Raw genomic sequence first — 18457 nt, forward strand, 5'->3', positions numbered from 1 at the left:
TCGCCGATTTCGATCATCCGGCAATATATTGAGCAACAGCAAACACCAGGTTAGGTGGAAAACCGTGCCTTATATCCCCGCCCTGAAGGACGGGGCTTTACGGCACACCGGGTAATTTGCCGTTGCCAGAACGTCTGGGTCAGCGTTTTTTCAACCGCTTCAAGGCCCTGTAACAGGGGAACACCAGAATGCTGAGACAGCGTTAGTACGGTAAATATCTGGCTGAGTAGCTGGCCTCGCCTCAAGGGAGCAATCACCGGTATTTTTAACAGCAGTAATTGTTCTTTTTCTCGAACAACGGGTCGTGTACGGCGAAGCCACCAGCCGATAACCGCTAAGAGCATAAAGGTTAAAAACCACCATCCCCCTTGAGACGTTGCCCACTCTGAAAGGCTCATTACTGCTTGGGTGATAGTGGGCAGCGGCGCGTTAAAAGAACGATAAATATTGGCAAACTCAGGCAGAACAAACCCAACCATACCTGCGGTTACCAACAGTGCAACAATCAAAATAAAGAGCGGATACCGCAGGGCTTTCACAACCTTTTTGGTCAGTTGGTATTGTTGTTCTTGTTGCTCGGCCAGTCGCTGGCAGCACTCAGCAAGCCTTCCCGTCAGCTCTCCGGTATGCAGCAAGGCAATAAACAGGGGCGGGAAGATATGGGGCCATTGCTTAAGCGTTTCCGAAAACGGTATCCCCTGCGCTACCTGTCGCTCTATGTGCTGTAATAATGCTGACCATGCAGGTTTTGGGTGCTGGCGGGCTATGAGCAACAGCGCGTCAGTTAAGGCGATACCTGCATGGAGCAGCGCTGCAAGTTGCCGGACAACGTCAATTTTGTGCTGAATATGCCAACAGGATTTTCCTGACAGAGAGGATTTTTTAACGGACAGGAGCTGAAGCTGCTGTTGAGCAAGTTCCTCCTCAAGCGAAGCGCGTTCGTCGGCAAGCGATTCACCGCTCTTGAGCTGGCCTTCGTTGTCTATGGCTTCCCAGCGCCAAAGCAGAGGCTTAGACATTTGGCACACCTAGCACACGGTAAACCTCCTCCAACGTTGTATGGCCTTGTTCTACGGCGACGCAGCCACTTTCGAAAAGCGTACTCATCCCTTGCTCTTTAGCGAGACTTTGAATGTTACTTGCGGGTTTGCTTTCTGTGATGGCTTGCCTTAAGTCGGTGGATAGCGGCAGGATTTCAAATAACGCTGTTCGCCCATAATATCCTCCGTAGCAACGTTCACATCCTGTCGCATGCCAATTGGGCAGTGCGGAAGGCCAAATGTGCGCAGGTAATGTTATGGCTGGCTCGTGGTGTGTTCTGCAGTGAGGGCAAAGTTTTCTGACTAGCCTTTGAGCCACGATGAGATTCACCGCAGACGCGATCATCCAGCGAGGAATGGCCATTTGCTCCAGGCGGACAAGCGTTTCAACGGTGGAGTTGGTGTGCAATGTCGATAAAACCAGGTGCCCGGTCTGGGCAGCTTTGATGGCAATTTCTGCTGTTTCTCCATCCCTGATTTCACCGACCATAATGACGTCTGGATCCTGCCTCAGCAACGCTCGCAGGACGTTCTGGAAGGTGAGGCCGGCCTTAGGGTTTATCTGCGTCTGATTCAGCCCTTCCTGTGGGATTTCTATTGGGTCTTCTACGCTGCAGACGTTGATGCCTGGTTGGTTAAGCGCCGTTAGGGCACTGTAGAGCGTAATGGTTTTTCCGCTGCCCGTTGGACCGGTTACCAGAATCATGCCCTGCGGGGCCTGGAGCGATTGCTCAAGTTGTTTTGTTCCATCTTCTGACATGCCCAGTGAGTGAATATCCATATGCTGTTTGCCCTGCTGAAGAAGCCGTAAAACGACCTTTTCTCCATAACGGCAGGGCAGCGTCGAGACGCGAAATGACGCTTTTACGTCCTCAGTCAGGTAGTCCATTTGCCCATCCTGCGGAAGTCGCTTTTCTGCGATATCCAGGTTAGCAAGAATTTTGAGCCTTGCAGTGACGGGCGTGGCCATTGCCTGAGGCAGTAGCGGCTGGCATTGCAGCACGCCGTCAATGCGAAGCCGGATTCGATAGGCATTCTCGAAAGGCTCAAAATGGATATCGGATGCACGTTGCTGTACGGCGGTGGCAAGGGCTGTATTTAAGAGTGCGACCACTGAAGTGCTGCGATCGTGTTCCGAAGGTTGAGAGGGCTCCCGCGTTTGCCATTTCTCAAGCCGCTCAATGGGCCAGATCTCTACATCAATGTGTTTATCACAAAGAAAACGGAGTGCTTCGTACATTTGCTCGTTTGGGGCTTCTATAGCAGCAATTCGCACTGTGTCGGGTGTTTCTTCTACGAATATGGCGTTGTAGTGCTGGCATAGGGCGTTAAGCTGTTCTTTTGTGCTCATTTGCTACCCCCCCGCTTGCGTTGCGTTAAAGCGAAATACATCTTCACAGGCTTGTTTTAGCGGCGATCCGTTTTCAGCATTACAAACCCTTGCCCAGCCAGTTACGCCGTTCGCATCGCTCCACTGAGGGGTGAACGTTACCGCCAGCCCGTTCAGGGACTCCTGGCCGTTGAGCGTCACAATGCCGCTGGCAACGCTCATTGAACTGATGTAGCGCGTCGTTTGGGTTTCAGCGATGCCGTTACTGCCGGCATTGCAACCGGAGAGTCCCCCACGTTCGATGGCACAAAGCTCGACGGCGGTACGATAGGGGAGGAAGGTTTGCAGCATATCGGTCAATGCTGCTTTACTAAGGTAGTTTTGATAGCCTGGAATACCGATGGCGCTAAGAATGGCGATGATGCCTATCACCACCATGAGCTCAATTAGCGTAAATCCTTTTTGCTTGTTCATCTGTCGCTCCTTTTGGTTAGAGAGCAACACTGTGCTGAACAGGCTAAGCAATAGCGAACAGGGAAGCGGGGATTCGGGAAATGCCTTCCGCGTTAGTTGACGCAGTTGTATGTATCGACAATCAAAATGGAAGTCAGTACGCAAAAAGCGGGCGCAACACAGGTTGGCCCGCTGTGGTGTTGCATTAGCGGAAGCGCATAGACAAGTCGAGGGCGCGTATGTGCTTAGTCAGAGCCCCCACAGAGATGTAGTCCACGCCCGTATCAGCGAAGGTTCTCAGCGTCTCTTTGGTCACATTGCCCGAGACCTCCAGGCGCGCTTTCCCTTGAGTAAGTGCCACAGCCTCACGCATTTTCTCAACGGTAAAGTTGTCCAGCATGATGATGTCAGCCCCGGCTTTTAGTGCCTGGTCCAGTTCATCGAGAGACTCAACTTCCACTTCTACCGGCACGTCCGGATGCATCCAGAATGCTTTCTCCACGGCCTGACGGATAGAGCCGGAAGCGATAATGTGGTTTTCTTTGATCAGGAAAGCATCGGAAAGGCCGAGGCGATGGTTGCTGCCCCCGCCGCATAGCACGGCATATTTCAGTGCGGTGCGCAGGCCAGGAAGCGTTTTACGGGTATCCAGCAACTGCGTTTTAGTGCCCTCAAGCAGCGCCACGTAACTGTGAACTTCGCTGGCTACGCCTGAGAGCGTTTGCACGAAGTTCAAGGCCGTTCTTTCTCCGGTCAGGAGAATGCGGGCTGGGCCATTGAGCTCAAAAAGTGGCTGATTGATGCTGACTTCAGCACCATCTTCAACATGCCAGGTCACCGTCACGTCGCCGCCAAGCTGAATAAAGACTTCTTCTACCCAGCGTTTACCGCAAAAAATGCCATTTTCACGGGTGATAACGACCGCATGAGACGTGCTTTCTGGGGGTAATAGTTGTGCCGTGATGTCGTTATTCGGGTCGACTTCACCCCCCAGATCTTCCCGCAGCGCCTGGGATACGGCGAGAGGGATATCAAGGGTAATTCGTTCGAGCAGCTCGTCACGTCGGCGGTCAGGATTATAACGGCGGGGCGGCATGATAAAACTCCGGAATGAATAAGTTAGTATCGTTTCATGCTACTCTGAAGCGACTTCAAGTACCACTCTAAGGAGAACCTCTCATGCAGCTTAAAGACGGCTGGCTGGTGGGGGTAAAACATCTGCCATCCCCGCATTGTGACGGCCGACCGGAAGAGGAAAATCCCTCGTTGCTGGTGGTGCACAATATCAGTTTACCGCCTGGGGAGTTCGGTGGCCCATGGATTGACGCGTTATTTGCCGGAACGCTAGATCCCGCCGCGCATCCTTACTTTGCCGGTATTTCGCATTTGCGCGTGTCAGCCCATTGTCTGATTCGCCGGGACGGCGAAATTGTTCAGTACGTGCCTTTCGATAAACGAGCCTGGCATGCGGGCGTCTCAAGCTACCGGGGCAGAGAGAAGTGCAACGACTTTTCTATCGGTATTGAGCTGGAAGGTACCGACACACTGGCTTATACCGACGCTCAGTATGAACAACTCACTGCTTTAGCTAACTTACTGATTCAACACTATCCTGATATAGCGAAACACATGACGGGCCACAGCGACATAGCGCCCGGTCGGAAGACCGACCCTGGCCCTTCGTTTGACTGGCCGCGCTTTTTGGGTGCGGTTGAAGAGGCAACTGACAAGGAGAGCACATGACCCTGTTTACCCTGCTGTTAGTCCTGATGGGCGAGCGATTGTTCAAAATGGGCGAGCACTGGCAGTTAGATCACCGTCTTGAAGTGCTGTTCGGGCGGGTTAAGCATTTTTCTTTGTTAAGAACGCTGCTAATGACTGCGGCCTTTATGGCCGTTGTTTTCCTGATCCTCCGTGCTTTGCATGGATTATTGTTCAACGTCCCGCTGCTGGTGTTCTGGATTGCGCTAGGTGTGTTGTGCATCGGGGCCGGTCAGGTCAGGCTGCATTACCATTCGTATCTTAAAGCTGCCAGCCATGATGATGAGCATGCCCGCGATGCGATGGCCGCCGAGCTGACATTGATTCATGGTGTTCCGCCTGAGTGCAGCGAGCGTGAATACCTGCGTGAGCTTCAAAACGCGCTGCTGTGGATTAACTTCCGCTTCTATCTTGCCCCGCTGTTTTGGTTCGTGGTGGGCGGAGTCTGGGGGCCGGTTACGCTCGCGGGATATGCTTTCTTGCGCGCATGGCAAACCTGGCTTGCTCGGCACCACACGGCGCATGAGCGCTTGCTCTCAGGGATTGATGGCATTCTTCACGTACTGGACTGGGTGCCTGTTCGCCTGGTTGGGGTCGCTTATGCCTTACTGGGGCACGGTGAACGAGCGCTTCCGGCCTGGTTTGCATCCCTTGCCGACAGACATACTTCTCAATACCAGGTTTTGACACAGTTAGCCCAGTACTCGCTGGCGAGAGAACCCCATCAGGATAAGATGAAAACGCCGAAAGCTGCGGTATCGCTGGCGAAGAAGATTTCATTGGTGATTGTGGCGGTTGTGGCGTTACTGACGATTTACGGGACTTTGGTCTAGGCAGGAAGGTTTGTAACAAAACGCCCCGCAAATGCGGGGCGTTTTGTTTATCAGGCTTTTACAGCCTTCAGGTTCTTCTGCTTCAGGAAATAACCGATTCCCAGAATCGCAATCCACACTGGGATCAGATAAACCGAGATAGCCATGCCCGGCGTAATCAGCATGATAACCAGCACGCCAACCATAAACAGCAGGCAGACCCAGTTGCCCAGTGGATAGAACAGGGCCGGGAAGCGGGTTTTTACCCCTTGCTGCTGCTTGGCGCGACGGAACTTCATGTGCGCCAGGCTGATCATTGCCCAGTTGATGACCAGGGCGGAGACCACCAGAGCCATCAGCAGGCCGAAAGCGGATTCCGGTGCCAGGTAGTTAATCAGCACGCAAAGGGCGGTAAAGCCTGCGGAAACCAGAATCGTGTTCACCGGCACACCGCGCTTATCGACGCTTTTCAGCATTTTCGGCGCGTTGCCCTGCTGCGCCAGTCCGAACAGCATACGGCTGTTGCAGTAAACGCAGCTGTTGTAAACCGACAGGGCAGCGGTGAGTACCACGATATTCAGGGCGTTAGCCACGAAAGTATCGCCCAGCTCATGGAAGATCAGCACGAATGGACTGGTGTCTGCGGTAACACGCGTCCACGGCAGCAGAGAAAGCAGAATCGCCAGCGATCCCACATAGAAAATCAGAATACGATAGATAACCTGGTTGGTCGCTTTTGGAATGCTCACTTCCGGGTTGTCTGCCTCGGCGGCAGTAATACCGACCAGCTCAAGCCCGCCGAAGGAGAACATAATGATAGCCATCATCATGACCAGCCCGGTAATACCGTGCGGCAGGAAGCCGCCCTGATCCCAGAGGTTGCTGACGGATGCCTGCGGGCCGCCGTTGCCGCTAAACAGCAGCCAGCCGCCGAACAGGATCATGGCGATAACCGCCACCACTTTAATAATGGCGAACCAGAACTCCATCTCACCAAAGACTTTAACGTTAGTTAAGTTGATGGCGTTGATAGCGACGAAGAACACCGCCGCCGTGGCCCAGGTTGGGATCTCCGGCCACCAGAATTGAATGTATTTGCCGACAGCCGTCAGTTCAGCCATGGCGACCAGAACGTAGAGTACCCAGTAGTTCCAGCCAGAAGCGAAGCCCGCGAAACCCCCCCAGTACTTATAAGCAAAATGGCTGAAGGACCCGGCTACCGGCTCCTCAACGACCATTTCACCCAACTGGCGCATAATTAAAAAAGCAATAAATCCGGCGATAGCATAGCCGAGAATAATTGCCGGACCTGCGGACTGGATGACGGATGCGCTGCCCAGAAACAGGCCCGTCCCGATAGCTCCACCCAGCGCGATCAGCTGAATATGGCGGTTTTTTAGACCGCGCTTCAGCGTGTCGCCGTGCTGTTGACCTTCCATCATGTAACCTCGTAGTGGTTAATGTCTGCGCTACATTGACGCGGATGTAATTGTTGTATTCCGTAATGTGTAGTCTTTTTTTTACGGCTATCAATTATGAATTTCGCGGATAGGGCTACCGCATCGCAAAGAATAGTGTTAAGCGCAGGCCTTTGCACCTGCTTTCTGCCACTGCTCTGACGAGTTGGGCAAAAAGAAACCATTTGTAAAAAAGGGGGGAGGGAAATGTGAGGTCGGAATAGTTCTTGAGCAGCCGTTTTACGTCACAAAAATGACATACATTTACTGCGTCTCTCGGTTGTTTTTGAAAAATATATCGTTTCATAAACGTTAACTTACCGCTTTGTGGGTAAACGTGAGTTAGTGCCCAGGTTATGGTTTTGAAAACCCCTTCTTTTGTTATTGTTAAAATGTGCCTGCTTTCATGATTTCAATCAAAACCAATATGGACAGAAGGTGAATACTTTGTTACTTTTAGCCTCACGAACGTGAAATTGGTCTTACCAATTGACTCCGGGCTAATGGCAGAGATAGGGAACGATGGCCTACAGCAAAATCCGCCAACCAAAATTATCCGATGTGATAGAGCAGCAGCTGGAGTTTCTCATCCTTGAGGGCACTCTACGCCCGGGCGAAAAACTTCCACCTGAACGCGAACTGGCGAAACAATTTGATGTTTCCCGACCTTCGCTGCGTGAGGCCATCCAGCGCCTCGAAGCTAAGGGTTTGCTGCTTCGTCGCCAGGGCGGCGGTACTTTTGTCCAGAACAGCCTTTGGCAGAGCCTCAGCGACCCGCTGGTCGAACTGCTCTCAGACCATCCCGAATCCCAGTTTGATCTGCTTGAAACCCGCCATGCGCTTGAAGGCATTGCCGCTTATTACGCGGCGCTGCGCGGAACCGAAGAAGATCTCTCGCGCATTGGTGATTGTCATATTGCCATCCAGCAGGCTCAGGAGTCCGGCGATTTAGACGCCGAAGCCGATGCCGTCATGCAGTATCAAATTGCCGTAACCGAAGCCGCGCATAATGTTGTGCTTCTTCATTTATTACGCTGCATGGAGCCTATGCTCGAACAGAACGTTCGCCAGAATTTTGAATTGCTCTACGCGCGCCGCGAGATGTTGGCGCAAGTGAGCAGCCATCGCGCCAGCATTTTTGCGGCGATTATGGCTCGCCAGCCGGAGCAGGCGCGAGAAGCGTCGCACCGTCACCTGGCGTTTATTGAGGAAATATTGCTGGATCGCAGCCGTGAGCAGAGCCGTCGTGAGCGCTCTCTCCGTCTTCTTCAGCAACGTAAGGATTAAGCGCCAAACTTTAGAGCGCGGCAACTAAACACAGAACCTGTCTTATTGTGTTTTCTCGCGAAAATACAATGGGACAGGTTCCAGATAATCAACGTATTAGACAGATAAGGAATACCCCCCATGTCAGAACGTTTCCCAAATGACGTGGATCCGATTGAAACTCGCGACTGGCTACAGGCGATCGAATCGGTTATCCGTGAAGAAGGTGTTGAGCGTGCACAGTATCTGATTGATCAGTTGCTGTCCGAAGCCAGCAAAGGCGGCGTGAAAGTCGCTGCTTCTGCAGGTGCTCGCAACTATGTGAACACCATTGCCGTTGAAGACGAACCGGAATATCCGGGCAATCTGGATCTGGAACGCCGTATCCGTTCTGCTATCCGCTGGAACGCCATCATGACCGTTCTGCGTGCATCCAAGAAAGATCTGGAACTGGGCGGCCACATGGCATCCTTCCAGTCTTCTGCGACCGTTTACGAAGTGTGCTTCAACCACTTCTTCCGTGCAGCTAACGAGAAAGACGGCGGCGATCTGGTGTACTTCCAGGGCCACATCTCTCCGGGCATCTACGCACGTGCTTTCCTTGAAGGCCGCCTGACCGAAGAGCAGATGAACAATTTCCGTCAGGAAGTTCACGGTAAAGGCCTGTCTTCTTATCCGCACCCTAAACTGATGCCAGAATTCTGGCAGTTCCCGACCGTTTCCATGGGTCTGGGCCCAATCGGTGCGATCTACCAGGCTAAATTCCTGAAATATCTGGAACACCGTGGCCTGAAAGACACCTCCGAGCAAACCGTTTATGCCTTCCTGGGCGACGGTGAAATGGATGAGCCAGAATCTAAAGGCGCGATCACCATCGCGACCCGTGAGAAGCTGGATAACCTGTGCTTCATCATCAACTGTAACCTGCAGCGTCTGGATGGTCCGGTCACCGGTAACGGCAAGATCATCAACGAACTGGAAGGCATCTTCAGCGGTGCTGGCTGGAACGTAATCAAAGTGATGTGGGGCGGTCGTTGGGATGAGCTGCTGCGTAAAGATACCAGCGGTAAACTGATCCAACTGATGAACGAAACCGTTGACGGTGACTATCAGACCTTCAAATCCAAAGACGGCGCTTACGTTCGTGAGCACTTCTTCGGCAAATACCCTGAAACCGCAGCGCTGGTTGCAGACTGGACTGATGAGCAGATCTGGGCCCTGAACCGCGGTGGTCACGATCCGAAGAAAGTCTACGCTGCACTGAAAAAAGCGCAGGAAACCAAAGGTAAAGCGACCGTTATCCTGGCCCACACCATCAAAGGTTACGGCATGGGCGATACCGCAGAAGGTAAAAACATCGCTCACCAGGTGAAGAAAATGAACATGGACGGCGTGCGTTATATCCGCGACCGTTTCAATGTGCCAGTGACCGATGAGCAGGTAGAAAACCTGTCTTACATCACCTTCCCTGAAGGCACCGAAGAGCACAAGTACCTGCACGAACGTCGCCAGGCACTGAAAGGCTACCTGCCTGCTCGTCAGCCTAACTTCTCCGAAAAACTGGAACTGCCTGCGCTGGAAGACTTCTCTCAGCTGCTGGAAGAGCAGAACAAAGAGATCTCCACCACCATCGCCTTCGTTCGTGCCCTGAACGTGATGCTGAAGAACCCGTCTATCAAAGACCGTCTGGTTCCAATTATCGCCGATGAAGCGCGTACCTTTGGTATGGAAGGTCTGTTCCGTCAGATCGGTATCTACAGCCCGAACGGCCAGCAGTACACCCCGCAGGACCGTGAGCAGGTTGCATACTACAAAGAAGACGAGAAAGGCCAGATTCTGCAGGAAGGGATCAACGAACTGGGTGCGGGCGCATCCTGGCTGGCGGCTGCGACCTCTTACAGCACCAACAACCTGCCGATGATTCCGTTCTACATCTACTACTCTATGTTCGGTTTCCAGCGTATCGGTGACCTGTGCTGGCAGGCTGGCGACCAACAGGCTCGCGGCTTCCTGGTCGGCGGGACTTCCGGTCGTACTACGCTGAACGGTGAAGGTCTGCAGCACGAAGATGGTCACAGCCACATTCAGTCTCTGACTATCCCTAACTGTATCTCTTACGACCCGTCTTACGCGTACGAAGTGGCTGTCATCATGCACGATGGTCTGACCCGTATGTACGGTGAAGCGCAAGAGAACATTTACTACTACATCACCACTCTGAACGAAAACTACCACATGCCGGCTATGCCAGCAGGTGCCGAGGAAGGTATCCGTAAAGGTATCTACAAACTCGAAACCGTTGCAGGTAGCAAAGGTAAAGTTCAGCTGCTGGGCTCCGGTTCTATCCTGCGTCACGTACGTGAAGCAGCACAGATCCTGGCGAACGACTACGGCGTGGGCTCTGACGTGTACAGCGTAACCTCCTTCACCGAACTGGCTCGTGATGGCCAGGATTGTGAGCGCTGGAACATGCTGCACCCAATGGAAACTCCGCGCGTACCTTACATCGCTCAGGTGATGAACGACGCTCCAGCGGTTGCTTCTACTGACTATATGAAACTGTTCGCTGAGCAGGTTCGTACTTACGTACCAGCGGATGATTATCGCGTACTGGGTACTGACGGCTTCGGTCGTTCTGACAGCCGCGAAAACCTGCGTCACCACTTCGAAGTTGATGCTTCTTACGTGGTCGTAGCAGCCCTGGGCGAACTGGCTAAACGTGGCGAAATCGATAAGAAAGTGGTTGCAGACGCAATTACCAAATTCAACATCGATGCAGAAAAAGTTAACCCGCGTCTGGCGTAAGAGGTAAAGAGACAATGGCTATCGAAATCAAAGTACCAGACATCGGCGCTGATGAAGTTGAAATCACCGAGATTCTGGTCAAAGTTGGCGACAAAGTTGAAGCTGAACAGTCGCTGATCACTGTAGAAGGCGATAAAGCCTCTATGGAAGTTCCGTCTCCACAGGCTGGCGTCGTGAAAGAGATCAAAGTCTCTGTCGGCGACAAAACCGAGACCGGTAAACTGATCATGATTTTCGATTCCGCCGAAGGTGCAGCAGCCGCTGCACCTGCTAAGGCAGAAGAGAAGAAAGAAGCCGCTCCGGCCGCAGCACCTGCTGCCGCGAGCGCAAAAGACGTTAATGTGCCAGACATCGGCGGTGACGAAGTTGAAGTTACCGAGATCATGGTGAAAGTGGGCGACACCGTTGCCGCTGAACAGTCTCTGATCACCGTAGAAGGCGACAAAGCTTCTATGGAAGTCCCTGCTCCGTTCGCGGGCGTGGTGAAAGAGATCAAAATCAGCACCGGCGACAAAGTGTCTACCGGCTCTCTGATCATGGTCTTCGAAGTGGCGGGTGCCGCACCTGCAGCCGCTCCAGCACAGGCTGCTGCTCCGGCTGCTGCCGCAGCACCTGCGGCTTCCGGCTCTAAAGAAGTTAACGTCCCGGACATCGGCGGTGATGAAGTTGAAGTCACTGAAGTGATGGTCAAAGTGGGCGACAAAGTTGCCGCTGAGCAGTCACTGATCACCGTTGAAGGCGACAAAGCTTCCATGGAAGTGCCTGCGCCATTCGCCGGTACCGTGAAAGAAATCAAAATCAGCACCGGCGACAAAGTGTCTACCGGCTCCCTGATCATGGTCTTCGAAGTAGAAGGCGCTGCGCCTGCTGCGGCTCCGACTGCTGCTGCACCAGCGCCAGCCGCTGCGGCACCAGCCCCGGCAGCCAAAGCCGCTGCACCTGCTGCTAAAGCAGAAGGCAAATCTGAATTTGCTGAAAACGACGCGTACGTTCACGCTACTCCGCTGATCCGTCGTCTGGCTCGCGAATTCGGCGTTAATCTGGCGAAAGTGAAAGGCACCGGCCGTAAAGGTCGTATCCTGCGCGAAGACGTTCAGGCTTACGTGAAAGACGCTGTTAAGCGCGCTGAAGCAGCTCCGGCTGCGACCGGCGGCGGTCTGCCAGGCATGCTGCCATGGCCGAAAGTGGACTTCAGCAAGTTCGGCGAAATCGAAGAAGTGGAAATGGGCCGCATCCAGAAAATCTCTGGTGCTAACCTGAGCCGTAACTGGGTGATGATCCCGCACGTTACCCACTTCGACAAAACCGATATCACCGATCTGGAAGCGTTCCGTAAGCAGCAGAACGACGAAGCCGCTAAGCGTAAGCTGGACGTGAAGTTCACCCCTGTGGTGTTCATCATGAAAGCCGTTGCTGCTGCGCTGGAGCAGATGCCTCGCTTCAACAGTTCCCTGTCCGAAGATGGCCAGAAGCTGACGCTGAAAAAATACATCAACATCGGTGTGGCGGTTGATACCCCGAATGGTCTGGTTGTTCCAGTCTTCAAAGACGTGAACAAGAAGAGCATCACCGAGCTGTCTCGCGAACTGATGGCTATCTCCAAGAAAGCTCGTGACGGCAAGCTGACCGCTGGCGAAATGCAGGGCGGCTGCTTCACCATCTCCAGCCTGGGCGGTATCGGGACAACTCACTTCGCGCCGATTGTTAACGCGCCAGAAGTGGCTATCCTGGGTGTCTCCAAGTCTGCGATGGAGCCGGTCTGGAACGGTAAAGAGTTCACGCCGCGTCTGATGATGCCAATGTCTCTTTCCTTCGATCACCGCGTAATCGACGGCGCTGATGGGGCTCGCTTCATCACCATCATCAACAACATGTTGTCTGATATTCGCCGCCTGGTGATGTAATTGAAAAGCCGGCCAATCGGCCGGCTTTTTTCTGGTAATCTCATGGTGTTTGTGAGGTTATTGGCGAAAGCGATAATTCGTGAGCCGTTTGTTGTTTCAAAATTGTTAACAATTTTGTAAACTGCGGGCGGATAGAACGACCCGGTGGACGACGGGTATAAATTAAGAGGTCATGATGAGCACAGAAATCAAAACTCAGGTCGTAGTACTTGGGGCAGGCCCGGCAGGTTACTCCGCAGCATTCCGCGCCGCGGATTTAGGTCTGGAAACCGTCATCGTAGAGCGTTACAGCACCCTTGGTGGTGTTTGTCTGAACGTCGGCTGTATCCCTTCTAAAGCGCTGCTGCACGTTGCTAAAGTTATCGAAGAAGCAAAAGCACTGGCCGAACACGGCATCGTTTTCGGTGAGCCGAAAACCGATATCGACAAAATTCGTACCTGGAAAGAGAAAGTTATCACTCAGCTGACCGGCGGCCTGGCGGGTATGGCCAAAGGCCGTAAAGTGAAAGTGGTAAACGGTCTGGGTAAATTCACCGGGGCTAACACCCTGGAAGTGGAAGGCGAAAACGGTAAAACCGTGATCAACTTCGACAACGCTATCATCGCGGCGGGTTCCCGTCCGATCGAGCTGCCGTTCATTCCTCATGAAGATCCACGCGTGTGGGATTCCACAGATGCGCTGGAGCTGAAATCCGTACCTAAACGCCTGCTGGTTATGGGCGGCGGTATCATCGGTCTGGAAATGGGCACCGTATACCATGCGCTGGGTTCAGACATTGACGTGGTTGAAATGTTCGACCAGGTTATCCCGGCTGCAGACAAAGACATCGTTAAAGTCTTCACCAAACGCATCAGCAAGAAATTCAACCTGATGCTGGAAACCAAAGTGACTGCCGTTGAAGCGAAAGAAGACGGCATCTACGTTTCCATGGAAGGCAAAAAAGCCCCTGCAGAACCACAGCGTTACGACGCGGTTCTGGTGGCTATCGGCCGCGTGCCGAACGGTAAAAACCTTGATGCAGGCAAAGCCGGTGTTGAAGTGGACGACCGTGGCTTTATCCGTGTTGACAAACAGCTGCGCACCAACGTGCCGCACATCTTTGCTATCGGCGATATCGTCGGTCAGCCAATGCTGGCACACAAAGGTGTTCACGAAGGCCACGTTGCCGCAGAAGTTATCGCCGGGATGAAGCACTACTTCGATCCGAAAGTGATCCCATCTATCGCTTACACTGAGCCAGAAGTTGCATGGGTTGGTCTGACTGAGAAAGAAGCGAAAGAGAAAGGCATCAGCTACGAAACCGCCACCTTCCCGTGGGCTGCTTCTGGCCGTGCTATCGCTTCCGACTGCGCAGACGGTATGACCAAGCTTATCTTCGACAAAGAAACTCACCGCGTTATCGGTGGGGCGATTGTCGGGACCAACGGCGGCGAGCTGTTGGGCGAAATCGGTCTGGCTATCGAGATGGGTTGTGACGCAGAAGACATCGCGCTCACCATCCACGCTCACCCGACGCTGCACGAATCCGTTGGCCTGGCGGCTGAAGTCTTCGAAGGTAGCATCACCGACCTGCCAAACGCCAAAGCGAAGAAAAAGTAACTTTCAGCGTTTGATAAAGCGGCCCTCAGGGGCCGTTTTTTTTGCTTGTAAAAGGCCGCCCTTGCGAGCGGCCAGTAGCTTAATTGCCCAGGTTCAAAACGAACTGAACGGTAATGTCTGAAATGTTCCAGCCACCCTGGCTCAGCGAAAGCAGCGAACCTAACAACAGAAGCAGCGCGTACAGCAAACGCATTTCCATTGCGTGTATACCCTTTTGGGCTACGGCGATTCCTTCTTCACCGGGAAAGGCAGAATCAGGCAAGTGTACAGGACTTACCACGTAGAGCGGTTAAACTGCTCCCGAACCCGATGACTGGCTGCTACACCAGCGAAGCAGGCCATCGTTGAATGTAGGGTAAAATAGTGGGATCGGATATGGAGATTTTAAGCTTGCAGTGGCTTACATCCTCTTTTAGAGCTTCGTTCGCAAAATGAGCAATATGCCTTGCAACCACACACTGATAAGGGCATTATCGTCCTCGTACTGGACTTGCCACAAAACATTTCCTTTCATTGTGTGCTACCACTTTGTCAGGGCAAACTAACCGCCGAAAGGCGGTTTTTTTGTGTCTGATGGTCATATCAAAAAGTAATCTATTCCCCCTTAACGATTCAGCAAAGTTTTAATGTTGCTTTTTTGTAAACAGATTAACACCCCCTGAAAATCCTGCTATGCTGCCCGACGCGGTACCGGGCATTTACCCTACAAACTGCTGTCTCACAGGAGCGTGAAGAGAGAGATCCGGTAGCGCCAAATGACAATGAGAGCGAGGAGAACCGTCGTGCTAGAAGAATACCGTAAGCACGTAGCTGAACGTGCCGCAGAAGGGATTGTTCCAAAACCCTTAGATGCCACCCAAATGGCTGCACTGGTTGAGCTGCTGAAAACCCCACCAGCAGGTGAAGAAGCATTCCTGTTAGATCTGATTACTAACCGTGTACCGCCGGGCGTTGATGAAGCCGCCTACGTGAAAGCCGGTTTCCTTGCTGCCATTGCCAAAGGCGATGCCACATCCCCGCTGATTTCCCCTGAAAAAGCCGTTGAACTGCTGGGCACCATGCAGGGTGGCTACAACATTCATCCGCTGATTGACGCACTGGATAACGAAAAGCTGGCACCGATTGCCGCCAAAGCGCTGTCCCACACGCTGCTGATGTTTGATAACTTCTACGACGTAGAAGAGAAGGCCAAAGCGGGCAACACCTACGCTCAGCAAGTGCTGAAGTCCTGGTCCGAAGCCGAATGGTTCCTGTCTCGCCCTAAACTGGCCGAGAAAATCACCGTTACCGTCTTTAAAGTCACCGGTGAAACTAACACCGATGACCTGTCTCCGGCGCCGGACGCATGGTCCCGCCCGGATATCCCTCTGCACGCCCTGGCGATGCTGAAAAACGCCCGCGAAGGTATTGAGCCCGATCAAGCTGGCGTGATCGGCCCGATCAAGCAGATCGAAGCGCTGCAGAAAAAAGGTTTCCCGCTGGCCTACGTGGGCGATGTTGTGGGCACCGGTTCTTCCCGTAAATCAGCTACCAACTCCGTGCTGTGGTTTATGGGCGATGACATTCCGAACGTGCCAAACAAGCGCGGCGGCGGCGTTGTGCTGGGCGGAAAAATCGCCCCAATCTTCTTCAACACCATGGAAGATGCTGGTGCACTGCCGATCGAAGTTGACGTTAACGATCTGAATATGGGCGATGTGATCGACATTTACCCGTATAAAGGCGAAGTGCGTAATCACGAAACCGACGCGGTGATCGCCAACTTTGAACTGAAAACTGACGTGCTGCTGGACGAAGTGCGCGCTGGCGGCCGTATTCCGCTGATCATCGGCCGTGGCCTGACGACCAAAGCGCGCGAAGCGCTGAGCCTGCCGCATAGCGACGTATTCGTTCAGGCGAAAGACGTTGCCGCCAGCACCCGCGGTTACTCGCTGGCGCAGAAAATGGTTGGCCGCGCCTGTGGCGTGGAAGGTATTCGCCCTGGCGCTTACTGCGAACCAAAAATGACTTCCGTAGGTTCCCAGGACACCACCGGGCCGATGACCCGTGATGAGCTGAAAGACCTTGCCTGCCTTGGTTTCTCTGCGGATCTGGTCATGCAGTCCTTCTGCCACACCGCGGCTTATCCGAAGCCGGTGGACGTGACAACGCACCACACGCTGCCTGACTTCATCATGAACCGTGGCGGCGTCTCTCTGCGTCCGGGCGATGGCGTTATTCACTCATGGCTGAACCGCATGCTGCTGCCGGATACTGTCGGCACCGGCGGTGATTCCCACACTCGTTTCCCAATCGGGATTTCCTTCCCGGCGGGTTCTGGTCTGGTAGCGTTTGCCGCAGCGACCGGCGTTATGCCGCTGGATATGCCTGAGTCCGTGCTGGTTCGCTTTAAAGGCGAAATGCAGCCGGGTATTACCCTGCGTGATTTGGTACATGCGATCCCGCTGTATGCGATCAAACAGGGCCTGCTGACCGTGGAGAAGAAGGGTAAGAAAAACATCTTCTCTGGCCGTATCCTGGAAATCGAAGGCCTGCCGACGCTGAAAGTTGAGCAGGCGTTTGAGCTGACCGATGCTTCCGCAGAGCGTTCGGCCGCAGGTTGCACCATTAAGCTGGATCGCGAACCGATCGAAGAGTACCTGAATTCCAACATCGTGCTGCTGAAGTGGATGATTGCCGAAGGTTACGGCGACCGTCGTACGCTTGAGCGCCGTATTCAGGGCATGGAAAAATGGCTGGCAGATCCGCAACTGATGGAAGCCGACGCGGACGCAGAATATGCGGCAGTGATCGACATCGATCTGAACGATATCAAAGAGCCAATCCTTTGCGCGCCAAACGACCCGGATGATGCTCGTCTGCTGTCCGACGTGGCCGGGGAGAAGATCGACGAAGTGTTTATCGGTTCCTGCATGACCAACATTGGTCATTTCCGTGCGGCAGGTAAACTGCTGGACAGCCACAAAGGCCAGCTGCCAACTCGCCTGTGGGTGGCACCGCCAACCCGTATGGACGCAGCTCAGCTGACGGAAGAAGGCTATTACAGCGTGTTCGGTAAGAGCGGAGCTCGTATCGAAATTCCAGGCTGCTCCCTGTGCATGGGTAACCAGGCTCGTGTGGCTGATGGCGCGACGGTCGTGTCGACTTCAACCCGTAACTTCCCGAACCGTTTGGGAACCGGCGCGAATGTCTTCCTGGCGTCTGCTGAGCTGGCGGCCGTGGCTTCCCTGTTGGGTAAACTGCCAACCCCTGACGAATATCAGACCTTCATGACTCAGGTTGATAAAACGGCTGTAGATACCTACCGCTACCTGAACTTTGACCAGCTGTCTCAGTACACCGAGAAAGCGGACGGCGTCATCTTCCAGACCACCGTTTAAAAGCCAAATACCCTCACTCTGTGTTCTCCCTCTCCCTGTTGGAGAGGGCCGGGGTGAGGGCATCAGATCGCAGGGTCTCGCTCTCACCTTTTTATTTCTTGTCCTTCTACTCGCCACGCTGTTTTCCCCTGACTTTGCTGCGATAATTAAGCCTATAGGCGTGGGTGAGGATTTCCCCCGCGATGTAGAGGAAACAGCGATGGACTATGAATTTCTGCGTGACATCACCGGCGTGGTGAAGGTGCGTATGTCAATGGGGCACGAGGTTGTCGGCCACTGGTTTAATGAGGAAGTAAAGGAGAACCTGGCGCTTCTGGATGAAGTCGAGCAGGCCGTGCTTTCCGTGAAAGGCAGCGAGCGTCAGTGGCAGCGTGCCGGGCATGAATATACCCTGTGGCTGGACGAGGAAGAGGTGATCGTCCGCGCTAACCAGCTGGAAATCTCCGGGGATGAGATGGAAGAGGGGATGAGCTACTACGACGAAGAAAGCCTTTCTTTTTGCGGCGTAGAGGACTTCCTGCAGGTGGTACACGCTTACCGGGAATTTCTGCAGCAGCGTTAACCTACGTGGAGCCGTTAGTGCTCCACGTCGTTTGCAGCCAATGACCGTGGTTGCACGGTCATTCGTTTAGCCTCGGTGGGGAAAGCG

General features: G+C 53.5%; 12 protein-coding genes and 2 pseudogenes. 9 read left to right on the top strand and 5 right to left on the bottom strand.

All coding sequences use genetic code 11. The annotated features are described in order from the left end of the window. Positions 1 to 195, top strand: a pseudogene (locus B9Y90_RS27345) (hypothetical protein); the annotation flags it as partial. A 275-nt stretch (positions 196 to 470) separates the two neighbouring features. Here B9Y90_RS27345 and B9Y90_RS27350 read toward each other — a convergent pair. The 4 genes and pseudogenes from B9Y90_RS27350 to nadC form a co-directional block, all read right to left on the bottom strand. Beyond that, positions 471 to 1019 (bottom strand): annotated as a pseudogene (locus B9Y90_RS27350) (type II secretion system F family protein); the annotation flags it as partial. Continuing rightward, positions 1012 to 2391: a type II secretion system protein GspE gene (gspE, locus tag B9Y90_RS17050; RefSeq protein WP_085541978.1), complete on the bottom strand. Its 1380-nt coding sequence runs from the start codon at positions 2389 to 2391 to the stop codon at positions 1012 to 1014. The pseudogene B9Y90_RS27350 and the gene gspE, both read right to left, overlap by 8 nt. Positions 2392 to 2394: 3 nt before the next feature. Further along, entirely contained in the window at positions 2395 to 2844 is a 450-nt protein-coding gene (gene ppdD / locus B9Y90_RS17055; RefSeq protein WP_085541979.1) for a prepilin peptidase-dependent pilin, read from the bottom strand. A gap of 184 nt (positions 2845 to 3028) precedes the next feature. Then, a complete protein-coding gene (nadC, locus tag B9Y90_RS17060) occupies positions 3029 to 3919 on the bottom strand; it encodes a carboxylating nicotinate-nucleotide diphosphorylase (protein ID WP_039290326.1) in 891 nt (296 codons plus the stop codon). An 83-nt stretch (positions 3920 to 4002) separates the two neighbouring features. On the opposite strand from nadC, the gene ampD reads away from it, so the two are divergent. Both ampD and ampE read left to right on the top strand, forming a co-directional pair. Next, complete coding sequence (gene ampD, locus B9Y90_RS17065; RefSeq protein ID WP_085541980.1) at positions 4003 to 4566, top strand: 1,6-anhydro-N-acetylmuramyl-L-alanine amidase AmpD; 564 nt, start codon at positions 4003 to 4005, stop codon at positions 4564 to 4566. Continuing rightward, positions 4563 to 5417: a beta-lactamase regulator AmpE gene (gene ampE, locus B9Y90_RS17070; protein ID WP_039290331.1), complete on the top strand. Its 855-nt coding sequence runs from the start codon at positions 4563 to 4565 to the stop codon at positions 5415 to 5417. The genes ampD and ampE overlap by 4 nt, the downstream gene beginning before the upstream one ends. A 50-nt stretch (positions 5418 to 5467) precedes the next feature. On the opposite strand, the gene aroP is transcribed toward ampE, so the two are convergent. Next, a complete protein-coding gene (aroP, locus tag B9Y90_RS17075; RefSeq protein ID WP_172743936.1) occupies positions 5468 to 6838 on the bottom strand; it encodes an aromatic amino acid transporter AroP in 1371 nt (456 codons plus the stop codon). 537 nt (positions 6839 to 7375) lie between these two features. Between aroP and pdhR the strand changes: the two genes are divergently transcribed. The 6 genes from pdhR (at position 7376) to yacL (ending at position 18370) form a co-directional block, all read left to right on the top strand. After that, complete coding sequence (gene pdhR, locus B9Y90_RS17080) at positions 7376 to 8140, top strand: pyruvate dehydrogenase complex transcriptional repressor PdhR (protein ID WP_039290334.1); 765 nt, start codon at positions 7376 to 7378, stop codon at positions 8138 to 8140. Positions 8141 to 8260: 120 nt separating this feature from the next. After that, positions 8261 to 10924 (top strand): pyruvate dehydrogenase (acetyl-transferring), homodimeric type, encoded by a 2664-nt coding sequence (gene aceE / locus B9Y90_RS17085; RefSeq protein WP_008461826.1) that lies wholly within the window; start codon positions 8261 to 8263, stop codon positions 10922 to 10924. A gap of 14 nt (positions 10925 to 10938) precedes the next feature. Beyond that, complete coding sequence (gene aceF / locus B9Y90_RS17090) at positions 10939 to 12828, top strand: pyruvate dehydrogenase complex dihydrolipoyllysine-residue acetyltransferase (protein WP_085541982.1); 1890 nt, start codon at positions 10939 to 10941, stop codon at positions 12826 to 12828. A gap of 175 nt (positions 12829 to 13003) precedes the next feature. Further along, complete coding sequence (lpdA, locus tag B9Y90_RS17095) at positions 13004 to 14428, top strand: dihydrolipoyl dehydrogenase (protein ID WP_008461828.1); 1425 nt, start codon at positions 13004 to 13006, stop codon at positions 14426 to 14428. Between the two features lie 782 nt (positions 14429 to 15210). Next, positions 15211 to 17808, top strand: a complete 2598-nt coding sequence (gene acnB, locus B9Y90_RS17105) for a bifunctional aconitate hydratase 2/2-methylisocitrate dehydratase (RefSeq protein ID WP_139827410.1) — start codon at positions 15211 to 15213, stop codon at positions 17806 to 17808. Between the two features lie 199 nt (positions 17809 to 18007). Continuing rightward, a complete protein-coding gene (gene yacL / locus B9Y90_RS17110; protein ID WP_039290342.1) occupies positions 18008 to 18370 on the top strand; it encodes a protein YacL in 363 nt (120 codons plus the stop codon). The last annotated feature ends 87 nt before the right edge of the window (positions 18371 to 18457 follow it).

This window comes from Cedecea sp. NFIX57 (assembly GCF_900177785.1).
In the GTDB taxonomy this organism is placed as follows: Bacteria; Pseudomonadota; Gammaproteobacteria; order Enterobacterales; family Enterobacteriaceae; genus Cedecea; species Cedecea neteri_C.